Here is a 19,718-nt window from a genome sequence, read left to right as displayed (position 1 = left end):
AAGTGTCAGAGGGTGGACAGGAAGGTGCTGTTGTTGGCCTGCCATTCGATGATGTCGATACGGATACGCTTTTTATCGAGCTTACCGACGCTGGTCTTGGGAATTTCAGTAACAACGGCGATCTGGCTGGGGATCGCCCACTTGCTCAAGTGGCCCAGTTCGACAAAAGGCTTGAGGTGTTCCTTAAGCTCACGGGCGCCTATCTCATGGCCATCACGCACCACCAGCAACGCAAACGGGCGCTCGCCCCACTGCGGGTCGGCGATGCCCACCACCGCTACTTCGCGTACCGCTGGGTGACGACTGACCAGGTCTTCAAGGGCCAGGGACGAGATCCACTCGCCACCGGTCTTGATCACGTCCTTGATGCGATCTCGGATGTCGATCACGCCAAAGGCGTCCAGCGTCGCCACATCGCCCGTGTGCATCCAGCCACCCGCCCACAGCTCGGCGCCCTTTTGCGGCTCGTTGAAATAACCTTCGCTGAGCCAGGGCGCGCGCAACACCAACTCGCCCTGGGACTCGCCGTCGGCGGGCAGGAAGTTGCCATCGCCGTCGATGATCGCTGCTTCCACCAGGGGCCCGGGCACGCCGGCCTTGATGCGGTAGGTGGTGCGTTCGTCTTCGCTGCCGGCCATCAACTCTTCGTTGAGGTGGGCGCACGACACCAGCGGCCCGGTCTCGGACATGCCGTACGCAGCGGTCAGCTGAATCCCTCGCGCCTTGGACGCTTCATACAGCGAACGGTTGAGCGCACTGCCACCAATGACGATTTTCCAGCCGCCAAAATCCACGCCTTGCGCAGCCTTGGCGTTGAGCACCATTTGCAGGATGGTCGGCACGCAATGGGAGAACGTGACCTTTTCCTTGCGCCACAGCTCCACCAGAAATTCCGGATCGTAGCGGCCGGGGTAGACCTGCTTCAGACCGAGCATGGTCGCCACGTACGGCAAGCCCCAGGCATGCACGTGGAACATCGGCGTGATCGGCATGTACACGTCGTTGGTGCCTAACAGGCGCACGCTGTCGACACTGCCCATGATGGTCGCCACGCCCATGGTGTGCAGCACCAGTTGGCGATGGGTGAAGTACACGCCTTTGGGGTTGCCGGTGGTGCCGGTGGTGTAGAAGGTGGTGGCGACGGAATTTTCGTCGAAATCCTGGAAGTCGTATTTCGGGCTGGCGGCTGCCAGTAAGGTTTCGTACTCGCCGACCAAACCGGGCAGCTCGGCGGTTTTGGCCTCGCCATCGGTCAGCAGCAGGGTCTTGTCGACGGTGGTGAGATGGCCGGCAATCGCCTGGTAAAGGCCCACGAACTCGCTGTTGACCAGCACAAAGCGGTCCTCGGCGTGGTTCATGGTGTAGAGAATCTGTTCCGGCGACAGGCGCACATTGATGGTGTGGATCACCGCGCCGATCATTGGAATGGCGAACATACACTCCAGGTAGCGGTGGCTGTCCCAATCCATCACCGCCACGGTGTCACCCGCCTTGACCCCGGCTTCGGTGAGCACATTGGCCAGGCGCGCGACGCGCTCGATCAGGGTCGGGTAGGTGTAACGCAGCTTGTCGCGGTAGACGATTTCCCGGGTTTTCTCGTAACGCGTCCCGGACATCAACAGGCGTTTGATCAACAGCGGGTATTGGTACGCGCCTTCGGCGGGCGGGATAACACGGGTCTGCAACATACGAATCCCTTATCTGACTGCACGGTCTTGGCTTGAAGACCTGCACTTTAGAGACCTTATGTGTCAGCCAAATCAGCCGAAGGAATGATTTGTTGCGCCCCGTGAATGCTAGCTTTGCGCCATCACCGAGCGCCTGCCGGGATCCATGTGGGAGCTGGCTTGCTGTGGCGAGGGAGCTTGCTTGCGCTGGGGTGCGAAGCGCCCCCAAAAAGCTGGCGACCGCTACGCGCTCGAGCGGGAGCAAGCTCCCTCGCCACAGACAGCCCGCTCCCACATTTTGAACTGTGTTTACTTCATGCTGGTGAAGGCCAGCTTCACCCCAATCGCAATCAACACCGCGCCCATGGTCCGGTCAAACCAATGCCCCATCCGCGCAAACCCGGCGCGCACGCGCTGCTGGCTGAACAGCATCGCCACCAGGCAAAACCACAGCGCCGTCGCCACCGCCAGGTACACGCCGTAACCGGCCTGAATCGCCAGCGGCGTGTGCGGGTTGATCACCACCGTAAACAACGACAGGAAAAATAGCGTGGCCTTGGGGTTCAGACCATTGGTCACAAAGCCCGAAGTGAACGCCCCGCGCGCCGTGCGCTCGCCGACCTCACGGTGCAGCTCTTCTTCGCTGGCAGGCTTGGCCGGTTGGGCGCGCAGGGCTTTGAAGCCGATGTACAGCAAGTAAGCCGCGGCGGCCCACTTCAGCGAGTTGAACAGCACGATGGACTGGGACACGATCAAACCAATTCCCAGCAGCGAATACCCCACATGCAGGAAAATCGCCGAACCGACGCCGAGCGCCGTCCAGGTTCCGGCGCGACGGCCATGGGTCACGCTTTCACGCACTACCACGGCGAAATCCGGGCCGGGGCTGGCCACCGCCAACAAGTGAATCAAGGCTACGGTCAAAAACTCGGCGGCGTACATGCTCACTCCATTAAGTAACTGATTATTTCATCTGATAGGCTCGGGAGATTACGCCTACAAACCCAGTCGCAAAAGGTACAGTTGATGTCGAACAATCGCCGCGCCGTCTTCCTTGACCACCCGTCCCTGGACCTCGGGGACCTCGACCTCAGCGAGCTGCGAGACAGCTTCAGCGAGCTTGAGCTGTTTTCCGACACCACCCCGCAGAATGTGCTCGAACGCGTGCAGGGCGCCCAAGTGGTGATCAGCAATAAAATTGCCCTCAATACCGAAACCCTCGCGGCGTGCCCGGACCTCAAGCTGATTCTGGTGTCGGCCACCGGCACCAATAACGTCGACCTCGCCGCCGCTCGCGCCCACGGCATTACCGTGAGCAACTGCCAGGGTTACGGCACACCGTCAGTGGCGCAGCACACGATCATGCTGCTGCTCAACCTGGCGACGCGCTTGAACGACTATCAGCGCGACGTAAGCGCGGGCAAATGGCAGCAAGCCAGGCAGTTCTGCCTGCTGGACCACCCGATTGTCGAGCTGGAAGGCAAAACCCTCGGCCTGCTCGGCCATGGCGAATTGGGCGGCGCGGTGGCGCGCCTGGCCGAAGCTTTCGGCATGCGCGTGCTGCTCGGGGCAATTCCCGGTCGCCCTGCGCGCGCCGACCGTGTGCCGCTGGATGAACTGCTCGCCCAGGTCGACGCGCTGACCCTGCACTGCCCGCTCAATGAACACACCCGTGACTTTATCGGCGCCCGCGAATTGGCACTGCTCAAGCCCGGCGCGTTTGTGATCAACACCGCGCGCGGTGGCTTGATCAACGAACAGGCGTTGGCGGATGCGTTGCGCAGCGGCCATTTGGGCGGCGCCGCCACCGACGTGCTGAGCGTAGAGCCGCCGGTCAACGGCAACCCGCTGCTGGCCGGCGACATTCCGCGCCTGATCGTCACGCCTCACAATGCCTGGGGCAGCCGCGAAGCGCGCCAGCGCATCGTCGGCCAACTGGCGGAAAACGCCCGGGGCTTTTTCAGCGGCGCCCCGCTGCACGTCGTCAGTTGATAAACTGCGCCCCTTTTTCAAGGAGCAGACCATGGATCCGCGCAGTGAAGTACTGCTTCGTCAGGCCGAACTTTTTCAGGGCAACCTGTTGCTGGTCGGCCTGCCCGCCGACGATTTGCTCGGCCGCCTGCCGAATGCCCACGGCTGGTGCTGGCATGCCGGCGACCAGGCGGCGCTGGATGCGCGCTTCCCGCAGCGCAGCCAGTTTGGCGTGAACCTGCCCGAGCGCGGGTTCGACGCGGCGGTGGTTTTCCTGCCCAAATCCAAGGACCTCACTGATTACCTGCTCAACGCCGTGGCTGCGCGCCTGCCCGGTGCCGAGCTGTTTCTGGTGGGGGAGAAAAAGGGCGGTATCGAAAGCGCTTCAAAACAACTGCTGCCCTTCGGCAAACCGCGCAAGCTCGACAGCGCGCGGCATTGCCAGCTCTGGCAAGTCACCGTGGCCAACGCTCCGCAAGCGGTCGATTTGGAAAGCCTGGCGCAGGTATTTGAGGTGCCGCTGGCCGAAGGCCCACTCAAAGTGGTGAGTTTGCCCGGGGTGTTCAGCCATGGGCGCCTGGACCGCGGCACCGAATTGCTGCTGGAGCATCTCGACAAACTGCCGGGCGGCCACTTGCTGGACTTCGGTTGCGGCGCGGGCGTGTTGGGGGCGGCGGTCAAACGCCGCTACCCGCACAACAGCGTGACGTTGCTCGACGTGGACGCCTTTGCCGCCGCCAGCAGCCGCCTGACGCTGACTGCCAATGGTCTGGAAGCCGAGGTGCTGACCGGTGATGGCATCGACGCTGCACCGATGGGTTTGAACGCAATTCTCAGCAACCCGCCGTTCCATGTCGGGGTGCACACCGATTATTTCGCCACCGAGAACCTGCTGCGAAAAGCGGCGAAACATCTGGCAAAAGGCGGCGAACTTCGCTTGGTGGCTAACAGTTTCCTGAAGTACCAGCCGCTGATCGAAGAGCACCTCGGCGTGTGTGCGATCAAGGCCGAGGGCAGTGGTTTTCGCATTTATCGTGCCAAACGCGGCTGATGGCTTTTTGAAAAAGAAGGCTTGCCGAATGGGTTTTGCCTAGGCAGAATCCGCTCCGTCCTAGGGGAGTAGTCTCCCACGAGCGCCACGCTCGTCCGGCATACGTCAACATACTTGGTCAGCAGACCATGGCGTATGCGACCCAGGAGTCCGCACAGACGGACCGGGGTTTGACAAGACCTATGACACGCACACCTTACCCGGGGCGGGAAGGCTGTACGTGTCATAGCCGTGTCGACCCGCCCCTGGAAACCTACCTGATGCTGGATTCATTACTCGTACCTACCGCAATCGTTGCCTTGGCCGAAATCGGCGACAAGACGCAACTGCTCGCGCTCATCCTTGCCGCCCGCTTTCGCAAACCCTGGCCGATCATCGCCGGCATCGTCGCCGCGACCCTGGCCAACCATGCGGCGGCCGGTGCCGTGGGGGCCTGGTTCGGAAGCTTCTTCTCGGATGCGGTGTTGCACTGGATTCTCGCGGCGAGCTTCTGCGCCACGGCCTTGTGGACCCTGGTGCCCGACAAACTCGATGATGACGAAGCCAGCACCACGCGCAAGTTCGGGCCGTTTTTGACCACGCTGATCGCGTTCTTCCTCGCGGAAATCGGTGACAAGACCCAGATCGCCACGGTGATGCTCGCGGCGCAATACCCGGAGCTGTGGCTGGTGATTATCGGGACCACGCTGGGCATGCTGATTGCCAACGTGCCGGTGGTTCTGGCGGGAAATTTTGCCGCCGAGAAACTGCCATTGACCCTGATTCGCCGGCTGGCGGCGACGGCGTTTTTCGTGCTGGCGGTGGTGGCGGTTTACAAGGCCATGCAGAGCAGCGGCTGGATTTAAACCTCTAAACCCAACCCAATGTGGGAGCTGGCTTGCCTGCGATGCAGACACCTCGGTATTTCAGGCAGACCCGGTTGATGCTATCGCAGGCAAGCCAGCTCCCACACACGCCAGTTCCCACCTTGGATCTTCATAAGGTCAGGATTTTTTGGCCTGCTGGTAGAGCGGCATCACCTTTGGAATCGCCGCCTGCAACGAGGCGATCCGGCTGTCGGACGCCGGGTGCGTGCTCATGAACTCCGGCGGTGCGCCTTCCGAAGCCTTGGCCATCTTGTTCCACAACGTGATGGCCGCGTTCGGGTTGTAACCGGCACGGGCCGACAGCTCCAGGCCGATCAGGTCGGCTTCGTTTTCGTTGGCACGGCTGTTGGGCAAGGTCATGCCGTAGTTTGCCACCGTGTCGGCGAGCGCCATGCTGTCCTGGCCCAAGCCGAACAAGGCACCGGCGCCCTGTTTCGCCATCTGGATGCCGTACGCTTTGGACATGGCCTCGCGCCCGTGCTCGCGCAAGGCGTGGGCAATTTCATGGCCCATGACGGCGGCCAATTCGTCATCGGTGAGCTTGAGGTTGTCGATCAGCGCGCTGTACACAAAGATTTTGCCGCCTGGCCCGCAGTTGGCGTTCATCTCGTCGCTTTTGATCAGGTTCACCTCCCACCTCCACTGCGCCGCATCCGGGCGGAACGTCGGTGCCTGGGCGATCAGGCGGTTGGCAATTGCCTGAACGCGTTTGGCGTTGGCACTGGTTTTGTCCACCAGGCCTTTGCCACTGGCCTCACCCAATGTCTGTTGATAGGACTGGGCGTACATTTGGTCGACTTCCTGGCTCGACAGCATGCTGAACATGTACTGCTTGCGCTCAACCCCAACGGCGCCGCCGCTGGTGGTATTTACCGACTGGCAACCCGCCAGCAGCATCGCTGCAACCAATGCACTGATGGTCAATGACTTCTTCATGACGCTCTCCCTGAAAACATGGCGCGTATCGTAGGCGGTCGTTTGTATCAGCGCCAGACACAAAGGACGTGTAGCCATCGAATTTCAGATACATCCCACACCCGGAGCGGCGACCAACTGCCCATCCGCGACACCGCCCATTATTTTGTAGGACAAAGCTTAAGCCTGCGCACGCCGTGGCCGATATAAAAAAGCAGCCACTCTCGCCCTGCGTTCGGAGCTTTCATGAAATTCAAGTCGATTCAGTTTTCTGTCGCGGCACTCACCGGGGCCATCGTGCTGAGTGTGGTCGCGGTGCTGGTGCTCTACGCCTTGTTTGCCGGCGCGCGCACCCAGGAGATGGTGCAGGACCGCACCCAGGCGCAGTTCGAGCAAATCATCGAGCAGCGCCTGACCACTCTGGCGCAAACCCAGGCCACGCTGATCCAGCGCGAACTCGAAGCGCCTCTGGTCACCGCCAAAGGCCTGGCCACCGCCAACGCCCTGCTCGGCATGAAAGACGCCAAGGGCGAGCCGGCCTTGCAGATCGGCCGCGAGCAACTGATCAACCTGCTGCACGAAACCGTGGTGCGCAACCCGAAAATCCTCGGCGCTTATATCGGCTGGGAACCCAACGCCATCGACCACAATGACGCCGCCTACGTAAACAGCCCGATTGTCGGCATGGGCACCGACGGCCGCTTCCTGCCTTGGTGGTACCGCAACGCCGATGGCAGCCTGGGCCTGGACAAGCTCGCCGACGTCAACGACCAGACAATCCTCTCCACCGGCGTACGCGCCAGCGAGTACTACCTGTGCTCCAAGGAAACCAGCAAACCCTGCGCCATCGACCCGGCGCCCTACAAGGTCGGCAACGCCATGGTCATGCTGGCCTCGTTCATCGAGCCGATCATGATCAACGGCACCTTCCAGGGAATTGTCGGCGCCGACCTGTCGGTGAACTTCATTCAGGAAATGCTCACCCACGCCGACCAGAACCTCTACAACGGCGCCGGTGAACTGGCCCTGATCTCCAGCAACGGCCGTCTGGTGGCCTACACCAAAGACGCCAGCAAACTGGGTGAAAAAGCCAGCGACCTGCTCGACAGCAATGAGCTGGCCAACCTGAACCAGCTCAAAGCCGGCGAAGTGCGCTACGACATCGACAAGGAGCACGGGCATATCGAGCTGTTCCTGCCCTTCAGCATCGGCCAGGCCGAAGCGCGCTGGACCCTGATGCTGCAACTGCCGCTGAGCGCGGTGATGGCCGACTCGCAGAAACTTCAGGCCGACCTGCAGGCCCAGCGCAAAACCGACACCTTTGGCATGACCGTGGCTGGCCTGTTGATCGCCGGCCTCGGTTTGCTGGTGATCTGGCTGGTGGGTCACGGCATCGCCCGCCCGCTCAAGCAGATGGTGGCCATGCTCAATGACATCGCCCAGGGCGAAGGCGATCTCACGCGCCGCCTCACCAGTGACCGCGCCGATGAATTGGGCGCGATTGCCAGCGGCTTCAACACCTTTCTGATCAAGCTGCAGGGCATGATTACCCAAGTGGTGAGCTCGGTGCAGAAGGTCAGCGACTCGTCGGAGCACACGGCCGACATCGCGATTCGTACCAACCAGGGCGTGCATAAGCAGATGGTGGAAATCGATCAGGTGGCCACCGCCGTGCACGAGATGACCGCCACCGCGCAAGACGTTGCGCGCAACGCCACCCAGGCCGCCCAAGCCGCCAGCCATGCCGACCAGGCGGCGAGCCAAGGCATGCGTATTGTGCGCGACACCTCCACCTCCATCGGCGCCCTCGCCGAGGAAATCGGCAAGGCTGTGGGCGTGGTGCAGACCCTGGCCAAGGACAGCGAGAACATCAACGCGATCCTCACGGCCATCCGCGGGATTGCCGAGCAGACCAACCTGCTGGCCCTCAACGCCGCCATCGAAGCCGCGCGGGCGGGCGAGCAAGGCCGTGGTTTTGCCGTGGTGGCCGATGAAGTGCGCAACCTGGCGCAAAAAACCCAGAAGGCTACCGAAGAAATCCAGACGATGATCCAGCAACTGCAACAAGGCACGCGGGACGTGGTGCGGGTGATGGAAGACAGCCAGAACCGCACCGATGAAAGCGTGCAGCACGCGGCCAAGGCGGCGCAGGCGCTGGAAACCATCACTCAGGCGGTGTCGGTGATCAACGACATGAACACCCAGATTGCCAGCGCCGCCGAGGAGCAGAGCGCGGTGGCCGAGGACATCAACCGCAACGTCATCAATATCGGCCAGGTGGCCAACGAAGTGGCGGGCGGCGCGGATGAGTCCAGCGCGGCCAGTGCGGACCTGACCAAACTGGCGGAGCAGCAGCGGCGGTTGATCAATCAATTCAAGGTTTGAGGCCGCCATCGCAGGCAAGCCAGCTCCCACCTTTGAATGCATTCACACATCAAAGGTGGGAGCTGGCTTGCCTGCGATGAGGCCAATGGACTCAGCGCTAAGCCGGGGTCAGGCACTCCGGCCCATTGAGCTTGGGATCATTGACCATATTGGCCAGCACCCGCTCGCGCAACGCGGTGGGTTCGCTGGCCAACAAGCCCTGCAACACATGCAACGGTGTTTCCGGGTTCAACCAGGCCGCCTGCCCCGCCGCATCCAGAATCAACGGCCGCCGCTGATTCTGCGCGGCTTGAGTCACCACCGCCGTGCTCAACCACACCTGCTCCTGCACCGGATAGGCCTCCCAGATCGCCGCAAAAAACAACGTGGAGCCCTCCTCTGGTGTCAGCCAGTAAGGGCGTTTGCGCTGGGTGCCGCGCCATTCGTAAAACCCGTTGGCCGGTAGCAGGCAGCGGCGCTGGCGGAACGCTTCGCGAAACATGGGTTGCTCGGCAAGGGTTTCAGCGCGGGCGTGGGCCGGGGTACGGGAAAGGTCTGTCAGCCAGGGCGGCGTCAGGCCCCAACGGGCGCGGGCCAGCGTGCGCTGACCGTCGACGACGCGCTGGATCAGCACCGAATCATTGGGGGAGATGTTCCACTGGGCCTGCTGGTCGGCCGGAAAGCCCGGCAAGGCAGCAAAGGCGGGGTTCCAGCGAAACAGGGCATAACGTCCACACATGGGGCAACACGACTCTCAGGTAAACCGACCGACAGCCTAACAGACCAGCACGTCGGGGAAGCTGTCGGGTTCGTCGCCGGGCACGGGCTGCGCGCCGATATAGGCGGTAATCAGCTCGCGGGCGTAGGCGGCGCGGTCGTTATCCACCTCGAGGCCCAGCAAGCCGAAAATCGGCAACTCGCCGGTGCCGCCCAGCAAATGCCGGCCCACCAGGTGCGCTTCGATGCCCTCGCTGGCGAGCATTTGCTGCAGCAGCTCGCCTTCCATCAGGTTTTCCGGTTCGTAGATTCGCAGCATGGGCGTACCTGTCACTCGTTCTCGCTGCGCACGTTCAGCATCCATTCATCGCCATGCACCTGCAGATCGAAAATAATCGGCCGGCAACACACCGGGCAGTCTTCTATGTATGACTGATCGCCGCCGGAAAGATCCAATACCGCCTCGGCGGGCTCACCACAATAAGGACAATCGTACGAGTCGGTTTCCAGCATCGCGGTCTCCCAGGTGACTTGTGCGTATAATCGCCGGTCTATTTACAGGGCTATTCACGGCAGAGCCAATATTGCGGCCGCACCCTGATATTTCCTTTACTTACCCTAGCCGTTTCTAACAAGAGAGCATGATGGGCGAATTCGATACCATCCGACCTTACAACGACAGCGAAGTCCCGGCAGTGCTGGCACGCCTGTTCAGTGACAAGGCCTTTCTGGACATCCTGACCCACTTCCGCTTCCCGCGCTTTGCCGGCGCCCTGGGCTGGCTGCTCAAGCCGATGATCGCCCGCAAGCTGCGCCGCGAGTTCGCCGGCGTCACCACCGTCGCCACGCTGCAGGACAAAGTCGAGTATTACGTCGACCACACCATTGACCGCGCGACCGACGGCGTGACCTACACCGGCGTCGAACAGCTCAAGTCCGGCACCGCCTACCTGTTTCTGGCCAACCACCGCGACATCGTGATGGACCCGGCCTTCGTCAACTACGCCGTGTACCACGCCGGCCTGCCGACGCCCCGCATCGCTATCGGCGACAACCTGCTGCAAAAGCCGTTTGTCAGCGACCTGATGCGCCTGAACAAGAGTTTTATCGTGCACCGCTCGATCACCGGGCGCAAAGAGAAGATGGCGGCGTACCAGTTGCTGTCGGCCTATATCAACCATTCGATCCGCAACGACGGCGCTTCCATCTGGATTGCCCAGGCCGAAGGCCGCGCCAAGGACGGGGATGACCGCACCGAGTCGGCGATCCTCAAAATGTTCCACGTCAGCCGCAAGGACGAGCCGTTTGCCGAGGTGATCCAGTCGCTGAACCTGACGCCGGTGTCCATCAGCTACGAGTACGATCCGTGTGATTCGGCCAAGGCCCGCGAGCTGTACATCCGCGCCACTACCGGCACCTACAGCAAGGCACCGGGCGAAGACGACGTGAGCATTGCGCTGGGCATCACCGGCTACAAGGGTCGCGTGCATGTGAACTTCGCACCGCCCATCACCGAACGCTTCGAAGACACCAAGCTGCTGGCCGTGGAAATGGACCGGCAGATTCTCGGCGGTTATCGGTTGTTCCCGGTGCATTACCTGGCGTACGCACAATGGGCCGACGCCGACCCGCAATTGCAGGTGCCGACGGCGGCCGAAATGTTCCCGGCGGATGAATTGGCCAAGGCCAAAGCGGAGTGGGAGCGGCGCTTGAATGAGTGCCCATCGGAGCACCGCCCGTACCTGGTGGTGCAGTATGCAACGCCGGTGCGCAATCAATACCGGGTGAAGGCCGGGATCCCCCTGTAAGCACCGAATCAAACGGTGGGAGCTGGCTTGCCTGCGATAGCAATGTGTCATTCAGCACATCAGTGACTTAACCACCGCTATCGCAGGCAAGCCAGCTCCCACAGTTGTTTGGTGAGGTTGTTTAGAGGTGGGTGCTGAGCCAGGAAGTGGCCAGTGCCAGGCCGAGGCAGGCGAACCCTACGCGGTAGGCCAGTCGATGCGCTCGTTCGATGCGCACATCCAGAAACAACATGGGTTGGTCGATCGCGCGATCTTCGCTTTGGGCGGTCAGGTCGGCGATTGCGCGCTGCTCGCGCAGGCGGGTGATAAACAGCAGGGCTGCGCCCGGGCAGGCCACCAATAAAGCTACAGCGTTAATGAGCAGTGCGGGCATCGCCATCGCAAACCTCGGTCAATCAGTGTTCTGGTATCGATTCAGATACAAACCTGAACGATAGTGGCGTCCTGCGCCTGAATAGCTCCGTCCCCCAAGTACGCTTAATGTATCCAGTAATTTACAGCGTCACCTGAACGTCACCTTAACAAGCCACTCTGTTGCCCTTCGAACGCTCGGGAGCTTGTCATGTTGCACGCGCAAAACCAGGATCGGCTGTACCTGATCGCCCAAAACGATGAGCAGGAAGCACTGGTTGGAGGCCTTGCCTTCAACGTCCAGGACCGCCACTGGTTGGTGTATTGCGCACTCGGCGGGCATCAGCATGCCGACCTGCCGGAGCTGGACTTGCTCACGGGGGTGAGTGTGCTGGACTTTTATGTCGAAACGGCTGCATGAAGGCTACAGGCACAAAAAAACCGGGCTCATCACTGAGCCCGGTTTTTTGTTGGCTGACGCTTACTGGGAGCTGAGCAACTGACCGATGCTCGGGTCTTTGAACAGGCGGGTCAGCGCGTCACTCAACACGTCGCTGACGAGCTTGGTATTGGTTTCCTCATTCGGCGACATACCGAAGCGCTGGTTCAGCGAAGCACCGTAGCGGCCGCTGTAGCGACGGGTACCGGCACTGACGTCGGACTTGAACGTGGCGCCGATGGACGCTTCAGTCACGTACAGGCCTTCTTTGGGCGACTGATACTTCAGTTCCGCCAGGGTGATGGTCAACTGTGGCGCGCCCGGCGAGTTGGCCGGGGTGAAGCCCAGCAGGCGTACGGCAGCTTCGGCCTGGGCCTGCAGTTTGGGCAGTACGTCCTGACCCGTCACCGAAATCAGCGCGGTTTCAGGGTACAGGCCGCCACGGGAACCCAGGGTTGGCGACGGGCGACCGTCCACCACACGCACCGACACCGGCTGGCCGTGGCCGACAGGCGCCAGCTGCGCGGTGACTTTCGGTTGCGGGCTGAGTTGTTGCGGGCTGTTGGCGCAGCCAACCAGGGTCAAACTGGTCACAGTGATCAAACCGAACAACAGGCGTTGCAACATACTCATTTCTCCAGGACTAGATGCAAACAGGCCGCCAGTATAACGGTGCACGCGCGCCAGCCACCAGCGATCCTGAACGGCGGCTGAAGGGCCGGCCGAATTACAATTTCGCATAAATCCGTCATTTCAATGTCATGGCACACTGGCAACCTTCAAGCATGTAACGTAACAGGTACAAAGCCATGCGCCTTCTCAAATCGCTGTTCATGCCAAACGCTCGCCTTCGCCACTATGCCCTGCTCGACAACCACGGCCACTGCCTGGCATTCAAGCAATGCGGCCTGCCGCCTGTCGGTGATGGTTGGGTGGAAGTCACCGAGGCTCATTTGGGCTGGATGCACCGCCCGCTGCCGTCCAGCGCCCGCGTCATTACGCAGGTCGCTCACGCGCAGCCGCAACATGCGTTGGCCTCCTGACCAAAGCACTAATAAAAGTCATAAAACACGCCCATTTCTCTGGCGTTCTTCGCTACAATCTCCCCCCGATTATAAGGACGTCTCCTGATCGGGCCTCGCAGCATCGTTAATGCCTCGGCATTAGCCACCCAACCGCCCACAGAGAGCCGCCCACACAGATCGAGTGAAGCTGGCGTGCTTGCTGTTTTGATTGCAAACCCTCCCTCTTTACCGAATCTGCCAGAGCTGCCATTGCGCTCGGCCACTTGTGTTGTTTGCCCGTATTGCCGCGTGTCGGCAGGCGTCGCGGGCCAGGTGCCAGGCTGGGGCAGCCCTTTTTTGAGGTTCACGTCTTCAAAAGAGCGTGAAAAAACGGGTTTTCACAACTTCACAAGAGTGTGGCGAGCAAATGAATAGTTTGGCGTTTGTACAAGCACCATCAGCGTCTGGAACAGCCCAACCACACAGGACCGAGTACTCCTCAAAAACCGGAGCTTGAAGCCTGTCCGCTACGGATTTGGTTGCACGAATTGCACGCTTTGACCATAAGTCGAATTGCCACAGGCGCCCATGAATGCGTTCATAGGCAGATTAGCCCGGCAGGAAGCGTGCGCTGAAGTTGCAAAAAAATTGCGAAGAACCGGACATGGCGATCCTGGCCATGGGTAACCTGGGGCAACACGTGAACCGCCCCGTCACTCCTGGCAGCCATGCCGTCAATTTGGTGCTGCAGATTTTGGAGACGCGTTAAATGGCGCATAACGAAGCAGTCGACGTAGTACTGGTAGGGGCCGGCATCATGAGTGCCACCCTGGCCGTATTGCTCAAAGAGCTCGACCCCGGCCTCAAGCTGGAAGTCGTTGAGCTGATGGATTCGGGTGCCGCGGAAAGTTCCAACCCGTGGAACAACGCCGGTACCGGCCACGCCGGGCTGTGTGAGCTGAACTACACGCCCCAGGCCGCCGAAGGCTCCATCGATATCAAAAAAGCCGTGCATATCAACACCCAGTTCGAGGTGTCGAAGCAGTTCTGGGCGTACCTGACCAAAAAAGGCACCTTTGGCTCGTCCAAATCCTTTATCAGCCCGGTGCCGCACCTGAGCTTCGTGCAGGGCGAAAAAGGCGTGTCCTTCCTCAAGAAACGTTTTGAATCCCTCAGCCAGCACCACGCGTTTTCGGACATGCACTACACCGAAGACCGCAGCGAGATGGCCGAGTGGATGCCGCTGATGATGCCGGGCCGCCCGCTCGACGAAAAAATCGCGGCGACCCGCGTCATGAACGGCACCGACGTTAATTTCGGCGCACTGACCAATCAACTGCTGAACCACCTGACCAGTTCGCCCGACGCCCAGGTCAAGTACTGCAAGCGTGTGACCGGCTTGAAGCGTAACGGTGCCGGCTGGACCGTGAGCATCAAGGACGTCAACAGCGGCAACAGCCGTGAAGTGGATGCCAAGTTCGTATTCCTCGGCGCCGGTGGCGCGGCCCTGCCGCTGCTGCAAGCGTCGGGTATCGAAGAAAGCAAGGGGTTTGGCGGCTTCCCGGTCAGCGGCCAGTGGCTGCGTTGCGACAACCCGGAAGTGGTCAAGCACCACCAGGCCAAGGTCTATAGCCAGGCCGCCGTGGGTTCGCCGCCGATGTCGGTGCCCCACCTGGACACCCGCGTGGTGGATGGCAAGAAGTCCCTGCTGTTCGGGCCATACGCCGGTTTCACCACCAAGTTCCTCAAGCACGGCTCGTTCCTTGACCTGCCCATGTCGATTCGCGCCGGCAACATCGGCCCGATGCTGGCGGTGGCGCGCGACAACATGGACCTGACCAAGTACCTCGTCAGCGAAGTGCGCCAGTCCATGGAGCAACGTCTGGAGTCCCTGCGCCGTTTCTACCCCGAAGCGAAAGCCGAAGACTGGCGTCTGGAAGTGGCCGGTCAGCGCGTGCAGATCATCAAGAAAGACCCGAAAAAAGGCGGCGTGCTGCAATTCGGCACCGAACTGGTCGCGGCCAAGGACGGCTCGCTGGCCGCGCTGCTGGGCGCGTCCCCGGGTGCTTCGGTGACCGTTTCGATCATGCTGGAACTGATCGAGAAGTGCTTCCCGGCAAAAGCTGCGGGCGAGTGGGCAGCCAAGCTGCACGAGATCTTCCCGGCGCGTGAAAAAGTCCTGGAAACGGATGCCGAGCTGTACCGCAAGATCAACACGCAGAACAACATCAGCCTGGAGCTGGTTGCGCCTGCTGCCGAGACTGAAAGCTACGCTTGAGGCCTTGATGCAATAAAAAACGCCCCGCTCTCAACCTGAGAGCGGGGCGTTTTTTTAAGTCTCGGAAAATCAGCCGCGAGCGTTTTCGATCAGTTCGATGTACTCGTCCGCGTTGCGCTGGTCCTTGATCAGGTCGACGAAGGTCTGGCCATGCTCGTCCTTGCCGTCGAGGTCCAGGCCGGCGTCCTTGAAAAAGCCCAGGAAGCGCTCGAAATCGTCGATACGCAGGCCACGGTAAGCCTTGATCAATTTGTGCAGGGACGGGGAAGTCGCATCAACCGGCTCGAAGTCCAGGAACAACTTGATCTGATCGTCGCCGATCTCGTCGCCAATCACCTGTTTTTTATCTTTACGCATTACCGACTCCAGCCTGCAGACATTTTCACGGGACTGGAAGTCTACCTGCCGGACACCACCTTCGAAAACAACCAAACACGCCTGTGGGAGCTGGCTTGCCTGCGATGGCGGTGGATCAGTTGGCCTGATTGTCACTGATGCACCGCCATCGCAGGCAAGCCAGCTCCCACATTAGGCTATCTGTGGCCTCACTATTTAGCGCGCACGGCACCGGTATGCAGATCTGCCCAAATATGCCCATTAGCGTAGCTCAGGAACTGTACGTACACGGTTTCATTGCGCAGCAAGTCAACAATCACACGGTACTGCGCCACCGGATAGGACAGGGTCAGGGTTTTGCTGGCGTCATCAAAGGCGGGCTTTTTCAGGCTTTTGCTTTCGGCGTCGAAGTTGAGCACCACCTGGGCGATGCTCGCGCCTTTGTTCAGGGGCTTGCCCTTGAGGCGGATGATCAGCGGCGAAGTCACCGGGATGGGTTGTTGCATGGATTGGCGCTGATTGCCCACCACCACCGCGTACGCGGTGACTTGCAGCAATTGTTGCTGGTCAGGGGTTTCGGCGCGCAGGGTCAGATCGTCCGGCGGCAAAAACTGGCTGTGCATCACCGCCGGCGCAGCCGCCAGCGGCAGGCTGAGAGTCAACGCCAGGGCGGCGCAAATGCATTTCAACAGGCTCATGGGCCGCTCCGTGGGAAGACTGGCCGAGCACTGTAGCTCAATCGAACTGGGCAAGCATCCAGCGCTGGTACTCCGCCACTTCGGCATCGCCCTCGCGCGGCGCCCATTCAGCCATTTCGCCCGGGCCGACTGCGCGGTAGGGCCCGGCCTTGCACTCGAACATCACGGTGTCGGGCTCGAGCACCACCAGGCCATGGAACACACCTGGCGGCAGATCGACACCCGAGCATTCCCCGCCCGCCTGCATGACGCGCTTGGCCAGCACCTCGCCGGTGTCGCTGAACACCAGCAAGCCCAGGCTGCCTTTGAGCACCAGCAGGGTTTCCGCCTTGTCGGCGCTCAGGTGGCGATGGGGTGGCACGTAGGTGTCGGGTTGCAGGCCAACGGCCAGGCGGTGGCACGGCTCTTCCATCTGATGGAAGTTGTGGTGGTGCCGGCCACGGGGGCTGGCAGCCGCTTTCTCGGCCAACTCGGTAAACAGCGTCTGATCAAGAAAGCGGGTCATGAATTACATCCCTTTAACAGCGTAGATACCGTTGGCGTTGCGCCAGTAGCCTTTGTAATCCATGCCATAACCGAAGATGTAACGGTCGATGCAGGGCAAGCCGACGTAATCGGCTTTCAGGTCCGGGCGCGCTTTGCGGTTGTGGTCTTTGTCGATCAACACAGCGGTGTGCACTTTACGCGCACCCGCGTGTTTGCAGAAGTCGATGATCGCGCCCAGGGTATGACCTTCGTCGAGAATGTCGTCGATGATCAGCACGTCGCGGTCGATGAACGAGACTTCGGGCTTGGCTTTCCAGAACAGGTCGCCGCCGCTGGTTTCATTGCGGTAGCGCGTGGCGTGCAGGTAGGACGCTTCCAGCGGGAATTGCAGATGGGTCAGCAATTTGCCGGCGAAGATCAGGCCACCGTTCATCACACAGAAGACCACCGGGTTGGTGTCGGCCATTTCGCGGGTAATGTGTGCGCCGACCTCGGCGATCGCTGCTTCGACTTGCGCTTCGGTGTACAGGCAGTCAGCCTCACGCATGATTTGACGGATATGCTCAAGATCAGCGGACATGGCGCTCTCCAAGGGGGTGCTGTGGCAAGAAAAGCGGGCGAAGGTACGCTTCTCGTGCGCTCCGGGCAAGCCTTAATGGACTAACGTACTAGATGTCTATAGGACAACACCCTCGGATAGATTAATCTAGGCCGGTTTTTTTGCCCGCCGCCGGAGCCTTTCCCATGCCCACTCGCGAGATCCGCCACCCGCTGATCCGACACAAACTCGGCCTTATGCGCCGTGCCGACATCAGCACCAAGAATTTCCGTGAGCTTGCTCAGGAAGTCGGAGCGCTGCTCACTTACGAAGCCACCAAGGATTTGCCGCTTGAAACCTACGAGATCCCCGGTTGGGCCGGTCCCGTTCAAGTGGAAAAAATTGCCGGCAAGAAAATCACCGTGGTGCCTATCCTGCGCGCCGGTATCGGCATGCTCGAAGGCGTGCTCAGCCTGATCCCGGGCGCCAAGGTCAGCGCCGTGGGCGTAGCCCGCAATGAAGAGACGCTGGAAGCCCACACGTATCTGGAAAAACTCGTTCCGGAAATCGACGAGCGCCTGGCGATGATCATCGACCCGATGCTGGCCACCGGCAGCTCCATGGTTGCCACCATCGACCTGCTGAAAAAAGCCGGCTGCCGGGACATCCGCGCCATGGTGCTGGTCGCCGCGCCCGAAGGCATCGCTACCGTCGAGAAGGCCCACCCGGACGTGCAGATCTACACCGCGTCCATCGATGAGCGACTCAACGAGCACGGCTACATCATCCCGGGCCTGGGCGACGCCGGAGACAAGATCTTCGGCACCAAGCAGAAGGACGCGTGAACATGCAGGATGAATTCAACGACCCGCTTTGGCGCCAGATCCTGTCTGGCGCACAAATGCTCTTCGTGGCATTTGGCGCGCTGGTGTTGATGCCGCTGATCACAGGTCTTGATCCAAACGTTGCACTGTTTACCGCAGGCCTGGGCACGTTGCTGTTCCAGCTGGTGACAGGCCGGCAGGTGCCGGTTTTCCTGGCGTCGAGCTTTGCCTTCATTACCCCGATCATTCTCGCCAAGGGCCAGTTCGGCCTCGCCGCGACCATGGGCGGGGTGATGGCGGCCGGTTTCGTTTACACGTTCCTGGGCCTGGCGGTGAAGATCAAGGGCACCGGTTTCATCGACCGGCTGCTGCCGCCGGTGGTGATCGGCCCGGTGATCATCTCCATCGGCCTGGCCATGGCACCGATTGCCGCCAACATGGCGATGGGTAAAGCCGGCGACGGCAGCGAGCTGATTCATTACCAGACGGCGATGATGATTTCGATGCCGGCGCTGCTGACCACGTTGATCGTGGCCGTGTTCGGCAAAGGCATTTTCCGCCTGGTGCCGATCATTTCCGGCGTACTGGTGGGTTTTGCCATGTCGTTCTACTTCGGCGTAGTCGACACGGCGAAGATCGCCGCAGCGCCCTGGTTCGCCCTGCCCCACTTCACCGCGCCGGAGTTCAACTGGCAGGCCATCTTGTTTATCGTCCCGGTAGCCCTGGCCCCGGCGATCGAACATATCGGCGGTGTAATTGCAGTGGGCAGCGTGACCGGTCGCGACTACCTGAAGAAGCCCGGCCTGCATCGCACCCTGCTGGGCGACGGCATCGCCACCACGGCCGCCGGCCTGTTTGGTGGTCCGCCGAACACTACCTACGCCGAAGTGACGGGCGCAGTAATGCTGACCAAGAACTACAACCCGAAAATCATGACCTGGGCGGCCATCTTTGCCATCAGCCTGGCGTTTATCGGCAAGTTCGGCGCGTTGCTGCAGAGCATTCCGGTGCCGGTGATGGGCGGGATTCTGTGCCTGCTGTTCGGCTCGATTGCAGCGGTGGGCATGAACACGCTGATTCGCCACAAGATCGACCTGGGTGAAGCGCGCAACCTGGTGATTGTGTCGGTGACGCTGGTGTTCGGGATTGGCGGCGTGCTGGTCGGCACCGGCACCGGCCCGGATGATTTCGGCCTCAAGGGCATCGCCCTGTGTGCGGTGGTAGCGATTGGTTTGAACCTGCTGCTGCCGGGCAACGATGGCTGGAAGAACAAGAAGTCTGACGAGCCGTTGATCTAACTGCCTGCGCAAATCAGTGTGGGAGCTGGCTTGCCTGCGATACCAGTGTAACAGTCGACATATGTGTCGTTTGATACACCGCTATCGCAGGCAAGCCAGCTCCCACA

22 protein-coding genes, 1 pseudogene and 1 riboswitch are annotated in these 19,718 nt (G+C 60.9%); of the genes and pseudogenes, 11 read left to right on the top strand and 12 right to left on the bottom strand.

Annotated features, from left to right (window positions below):
* Positions 1-5: 5 nt before the first annotated feature.
* Both ATI14_RS11925 and ATI14_RS11920 read right to left on the bottom strand, forming a co-directional pair.
* Positions 6-1,688: a fatty acid--CoA ligase gene (locus ATI14_RS11925; protein WP_016974255.1), complete on the bottom strand. Its 1,683-nt coding sequence runs from the start codon at positions 1,686-1,688 to the stop codon at positions 6-8.
* Between the two features lie 288 nt (positions 1,689-1,976).
* Positions 1,977-2,609 carry a LysE family translocator gene (locus ATI14_RS11920; RefSeq protein WP_016974256.1) on the bottom strand — a complete coding sequence of 211 codons (633 nt, stop codon included), beginning with the start codon at positions 2,607-2,609 and terminating at the stop codon, positions 1,977-1,979.
* A gap of 84 nt (positions 2,610-2,693) precedes the next feature.
* Between ATI14_RS11920 and ATI14_RS11915 the strand changes: the two genes are divergently transcribed.
* The 3 genes from ATI14_RS11915 (at position 2,694) to ATI14_RS11905 (ending at position 5,534) form a co-directional block, all read left to right on the top strand.
* Complete coding sequence (locus tag ATI14_RS11915; RefSeq protein WP_016974257.1) at positions 2,694-3,659, top strand: 2-hydroxyacid dehydrogenase; 966 nt, start codon at positions 2,694-2,696, stop codon at positions 3,657-3,659.
* Between the two features lie 31 nt (positions 3,660-3,690).
* Complete coding sequence (locus ATI14_RS11910) at positions 3,691-4,689, top strand: class I SAM-dependent methyltransferase (protein ID WP_016974258.1); 999 nt, start codon at positions 3,691-3,693, stop codon at positions 4,687-4,689.
* Between the two features lie 50 nt (positions 4,690-4,739).
* Positions 4,740-4,861: riboswitch (yybP-ykoY riboswitch) on the top strand.
* An 88-nt stretch (positions 4,862-4,949) separates the two neighbouring features.
* Complete coding sequence (locus ATI14_RS11905; RefSeq protein ID WP_016974259.1) at positions 4,950-5,534, top strand: TMEM165/GDT1 family protein; 585 nt, start codon at positions 4,950-4,952, stop codon at positions 5,532-5,534.
* A gap of 138 nt (positions 5,535-5,672) precedes the next feature.
* Here ATI14_RS11905 and ATI14_RS11895 read toward each other — a convergent pair whose 3' ends face one another.
* Positions 5,673-6,491 carry a M48 family metallopeptidase gene (locus ATI14_RS11895; RefSeq protein WP_016974260.1) on the bottom strand — a complete coding sequence of 273 codons (819 nt, stop codon included), beginning with the start codon at positions 6,489-6,491 and terminating at the stop codon, positions 5,673-5,675.
* Between the two features lie 225 nt (positions 6,492-6,716).
* Between ATI14_RS11895 and ATI14_RS32000 the strand changes: the two are divergent.
* Positions 6,717-7,997 (top strand): annotated as a pseudogene (locus tag ATI14_RS32000) (methyl-accepting chemotaxis protein); the annotation flags it as partial.
* A 15-nt stretch (positions 7,998-8,012) separates the two neighbouring features.
* Positions 8,013-8,855: a methyl-accepting chemotaxis protein gene (locus ATI14_RS31995; RefSeq protein WP_370589236.1), complete on the top strand. Its 843-nt coding sequence runs from the start codon at positions 8,013-8,015 to the stop codon at positions 8,853-8,855.
* Between the two features lie 97 nt (positions 8,856-8,952).
* On the opposite strand, the gene ATI14_RS11885 is transcribed toward ATI14_RS31995, so the two are convergent.
* Genes ATI14_RS11885 through ATI14_RS11875 form a run of 3 tightly spaced genes read right to left on the bottom strand, consistent with a single transcriptional unit; the run spans position 8,953 to position 10,064 of the window.
* Entirely contained in the window at positions 8,953-9,573 is a 621-nt protein-coding gene (locus ATI14_RS11885; RefSeq protein WP_016974262.1) for an SOS response-associated peptidase, read from the bottom strand.
* 36 nt (positions 9,574-9,609) lie between these two features.
* Positions 9,610-9,870, bottom strand: coding sequence for a putative signal transducing protein (locus ATI14_RS11880; RefSeq protein ID WP_016974263.1), 261 nt, complete (start codon positions 9,868-9,870; stop codon positions 9,610-9,612).
* An 11-nt stretch (positions 9,871-9,881) separates the two neighbouring features.
* Positions 9,882-10,064 carry a CPXCG motif-containing cysteine-rich protein gene (locus ATI14_RS11875; protein WP_016974264.1) on the bottom strand — a complete coding sequence of 61 codons (183 nt, stop codon included), beginning with the start codon at positions 10,062-10,064 and terminating at the stop codon, positions 9,882-9,884.
* A gap of 131 nt (positions 10,065-10,195) precedes the next feature.
* Between ATI14_RS11875 and ATI14_RS11870 the strand changes: the two genes are divergently transcribed.
* Entirely contained in the window at positions 10,196-11,359 is a 1,164-nt protein-coding gene (locus ATI14_RS11870; RefSeq protein WP_026083047.1) for a 1-acyl-sn-glycerol-3-phosphate acyltransferase, read from the top strand.
* Positions 11,360-11,480: 121 nt separating this feature from the next.
* On the opposite strand, the gene ATI14_RS11865 is transcribed toward ATI14_RS11870, so the two are convergent.
* Positions 11,481-11,738: a hypothetical protein gene (locus tag ATI14_RS11865; RefSeq protein ID WP_016974266.1), complete on the bottom strand. Its 258-nt coding sequence runs from the start codon at positions 11,736-11,738 to the stop codon at positions 11,481-11,483.
* Positions 11,739-11,921: 183 nt separating this feature from the next.
* Here ATI14_RS11865 and ATI14_RS11860 point away from each other — a divergent pair, with 183 nt between their 5' ends.
* The gene (locus ATI14_RS11860) at positions 11,922-12,131 is read left to right on the top strand and encodes a hypothetical protein (RefSeq protein WP_017138216.1); all 210 of its coding nucleotides are present in this window, start codon (positions 11,922-11,924) and stop codon (positions 12,129-12,131) included.
* Between the two features lie 60 nt (positions 12,132-12,191).
* Here ATI14_RS11860 and ATI14_RS11855 read toward each other — a convergent pair whose 3' ends face one another.
* Positions 12,192-12,776 carry a YajG family lipoprotein gene (locus ATI14_RS11855; RefSeq protein ID WP_016974267.1) on the bottom strand — a complete coding sequence of 195 codons (585 nt, stop codon included), beginning with the start codon at positions 12,774-12,776 and terminating at the stop codon, positions 12,192-12,194.
* Between the two features lie 182 nt (positions 12,777-12,958).
* Here ATI14_RS11855 and ATI14_RS11850 point away from each other — a divergent pair, with 182 nt between their 5' ends.
* The gene (locus tag ATI14_RS11850; protein WP_016974268.1) at positions 12,959-13,192 is read left to right on the top strand and encodes a hypothetical protein; all 234 of its coding nucleotides are present in this window, start codon (positions 12,959-12,961) and stop codon (positions 13,190-13,192) included.
* A 730-nt stretch (positions 13,193-13,922) separates the two neighbouring features.
* Positions 13,923-15,431, top strand: coding sequence for a malate dehydrogenase (quinone) (gene mqo / locus ATI14_RS11845; RefSeq protein ID WP_080520114.1), 1,509 nt, complete (start codon positions 13,923-13,925; stop codon positions 15,429-15,431).
* A 69-nt stretch (positions 15,432-15,500) separates the two neighbouring features.
* Here mqo and ATI14_RS11840 read toward each other — a convergent pair whose 3' ends face one another.
* The 4 genes from ATI14_RS11840 to ATI14_RS11825 form a co-directional block, all read right to left on the bottom strand.
* Positions 15,501-15,788: a PA4642 family protein gene (locus ATI14_RS11840; RefSeq protein ID WP_017254492.1), complete on the bottom strand. Its 288-nt coding sequence runs from the start codon at positions 15,786-15,788 to the stop codon at positions 15,501-15,503.
* A 191-nt stretch (positions 15,789-15,979) separates the two neighbouring features.
* On the bottom strand, positions 15,980-16,465 hold the full coding sequence (locus ATI14_RS11835; protein WP_080520113.1) for a hypothetical protein: 486 nt from the start codon (positions 16,463-16,465) through the stop codon (positions 15,980-15,982).
* A 37-nt stretch (positions 16,466-16,502) separates the two neighbouring features.
* A complete protein-coding gene (locus ATI14_RS11830) occupies positions 16,503-16,970 on the bottom strand; it encodes a WbuC family cupin fold metalloprotein (RefSeq protein ID WP_016974272.1) in 468 nt (155 codons plus the stop codon).
* Between the two features lie 3 nt (positions 16,971-16,973).
* Positions 16,974-17,531: a hypoxanthine-guanine phosphoribosyltransferase gene (locus ATI14_RS11825; RefSeq protein ID WP_016974273.1), complete on the bottom strand. Its 558-nt coding sequence runs from the start codon at positions 17,529-17,531 to the stop codon at positions 16,974-16,976.
* A 164-nt stretch (positions 17,532-17,695) separates the two neighbouring features.
* On the opposite strand from ATI14_RS11825, the gene upp reads away from it, so the two are divergent.
* Together upp and ATI14_RS11815 are read left to right on the top strand one after the other, a co-directional pair.
* Positions 17,696-18,334, top strand: coding sequence for a uracil phosphoribosyltransferase (gene upp / locus ATI14_RS11820; protein ID WP_016974274.1), 639 nt, complete (start codon positions 17,696-17,698; stop codon positions 18,332-18,334).
* 2 nt (positions 18,335-18,336) lie between these two features.
* Positions 18,337-19,611 carry a uracil-xanthine permease family protein gene (locus tag ATI14_RS11815; RefSeq protein ID WP_016974275.1) on the top strand — a complete coding sequence of 425 codons (1,275 nt, stop codon included), beginning with the start codon at positions 18,337-18,339 and terminating at the stop codon, positions 19,609-19,611.
* The last annotated feature ends 107 nt before the right edge of the window (positions 19,612-19,718 follow it).

Origin of the sequence: Pseudomonas tolaasii NCPPB 2192 (assembly GCF_002813445.1) — a bacterium.
In the GTDB taxonomy this organism is placed as follows: Bacteria; Pseudomonadota; Gammaproteobacteria; order Pseudomonadales; family Pseudomonadaceae; genus Aquipseudomonas; species Aquipseudomonas tolaasii.
This window is presented reverse-complemented; position numbering and strand designations above follow the sequence as displayed.

Bases quoted from the DNA above. Each gene is read 5' to 3' on its own strand.
- ATI14_RS31995 (WP_370589236.1), top strand. From the start codon at position 8,013: ATGATTACCCAAGTGGTGAGCTCGGTGCAGAAGGTCAGCGACTCGTCG.
- ATI14_RS11880 (WP_016974263.1), bottom strand. From the start codon at position 9,870: ATGCTGCGAATCTACGAACCGGAAAACCTGATGGAAGGCGAGCTGCTG.
- ATI14_RS11860 (WP_017138216.1), top strand. From the start codon at position 11,922: ATGTTGCACGCGCAAAACCAGGATCGGCTGTACCTGATCGCCCAAAAC.
- ATI14_RS11835 (WP_080520113.1), bottom strand. From the start codon at position 16,465: ATGAGCCTGTTGAAATGCATTTGCGCCGCCCTGGCGTTGACTCTCAGC.
- ATI14_RS11920 (WP_016974256.1), bottom strand. From the start codon at position 2,609: ATGTACGCCGCCGAGTTTTTGACCGTAGCCTTGATTCACTTGTTGGCG.
- ATI14_RS11815 (WP_016974275.1), top strand. From the start codon at position 18,337: ATGCAGGATGAATTCAACGACCCGCTTTGGCGCCAGATCCTGTCTGGC.
- ATI14_RS11885 (WP_016974262.1), bottom strand. From the start codon at position 9,573: ATGTGTGGACGTTATGCCCTGTTTCGCTGGAACCCCGCCTTTGCTGCC.
- ATI14_RS11895 (WP_016974260.1), bottom strand. From the start codon at position 6,491: ATGAAGAAGTCATTGACCATCAGTGCATTGGTTGCAGCGATGCTGCTG.
- ATI14_RS11875 (WP_016974264.1), bottom strand. From the start codon at position 10,064: ATGCTGGAAACCGACTCGTACGATTGTCCTTATTGTGGTGAGCCCGCC.
- ATI14_RS11825 (WP_016974273.1), bottom strand. From the start codon at position 17,531: ATGTCCGCTGATCTTGAGCATATCCGTCAAATCATGCGTGAGGCTGAC.
- mqo (WP_080520114.1), top strand. From the start codon at position 13,923: ATGGCGCATAACGAAGCAGTCGACGTAGTACTGGTAGGGGCCGGCATC.
- ATI14_RS11925 (WP_016974255.1), bottom strand. From the start codon at position 1,688: ATGTTGCAGACCCGTGTTATCCCGCCCGCCGAAGGCGCGTACCAATAC.
- ATI14_RS11855 (WP_016974267.1), bottom strand. From the start codon at position 12,776: ATGTTGCAACGCCTGTTGTTCGGTTTGATCACTGTGACCAGTTTGACC.
- ATI14_RS11870 (WP_026083047.1), top strand. From the start codon at position 10,196: ATGGGCGAATTCGATACCATCCGACCTTACAACGACAGCGAAGTCCCG.
- ATI14_RS11910 (WP_016974258.1), top strand. From the start codon at position 3,691: ATGGATCCGCGCAGTGAAGTACTGCTTCGTCAGGCCGAACTTTTTCAG.
- ATI14_RS11830 (WP_016974272.1), bottom strand. From the start codon at position 16,970: ATGACCCGCTTTCTTGATCAGACGCTGTTTACCGAGTTGGCCGAGAAA.
- ATI14_RS11915 (WP_016974257.1), top strand. From the start codon at position 2,694: ATGTCGAACAATCGCCGCGCCGTCTTCCTTGACCACCCGTCCCTGGAC.
- ATI14_RS11850 (WP_016974268.1), top strand. From the start codon at position 12,959: ATGCGCCTTCTCAAATCGCTGTTCATGCCAAACGCTCGCCTTCGCCAC.
- ATI14_RS11865 (WP_016974266.1), bottom strand. From the start codon at position 11,738: ATGGCGATGCCCGCACTGCTCATTAACGCTGTAGCTTTATTGGTGGCC.
- upp (WP_016974274.1), top strand. From the start codon at position 17,696: ATGCCCACTCGCGAGATCCGCCACCCGCTGATCCGACACAAACTCGGC.
- ATI14_RS11840 (WP_017254492.1), bottom strand. From the start codon at position 15,788: ATGCGTAAAGATAAAAAACAGGTGATTGGCGACGAGATCGGCGACGAT.
- ATI14_RS11905 (WP_016974259.1), top strand. From the start codon at position 4,950: ATGCTGGATTCATTACTCGTACCTACCGCAATCGTTGCCTTGGCCGAA.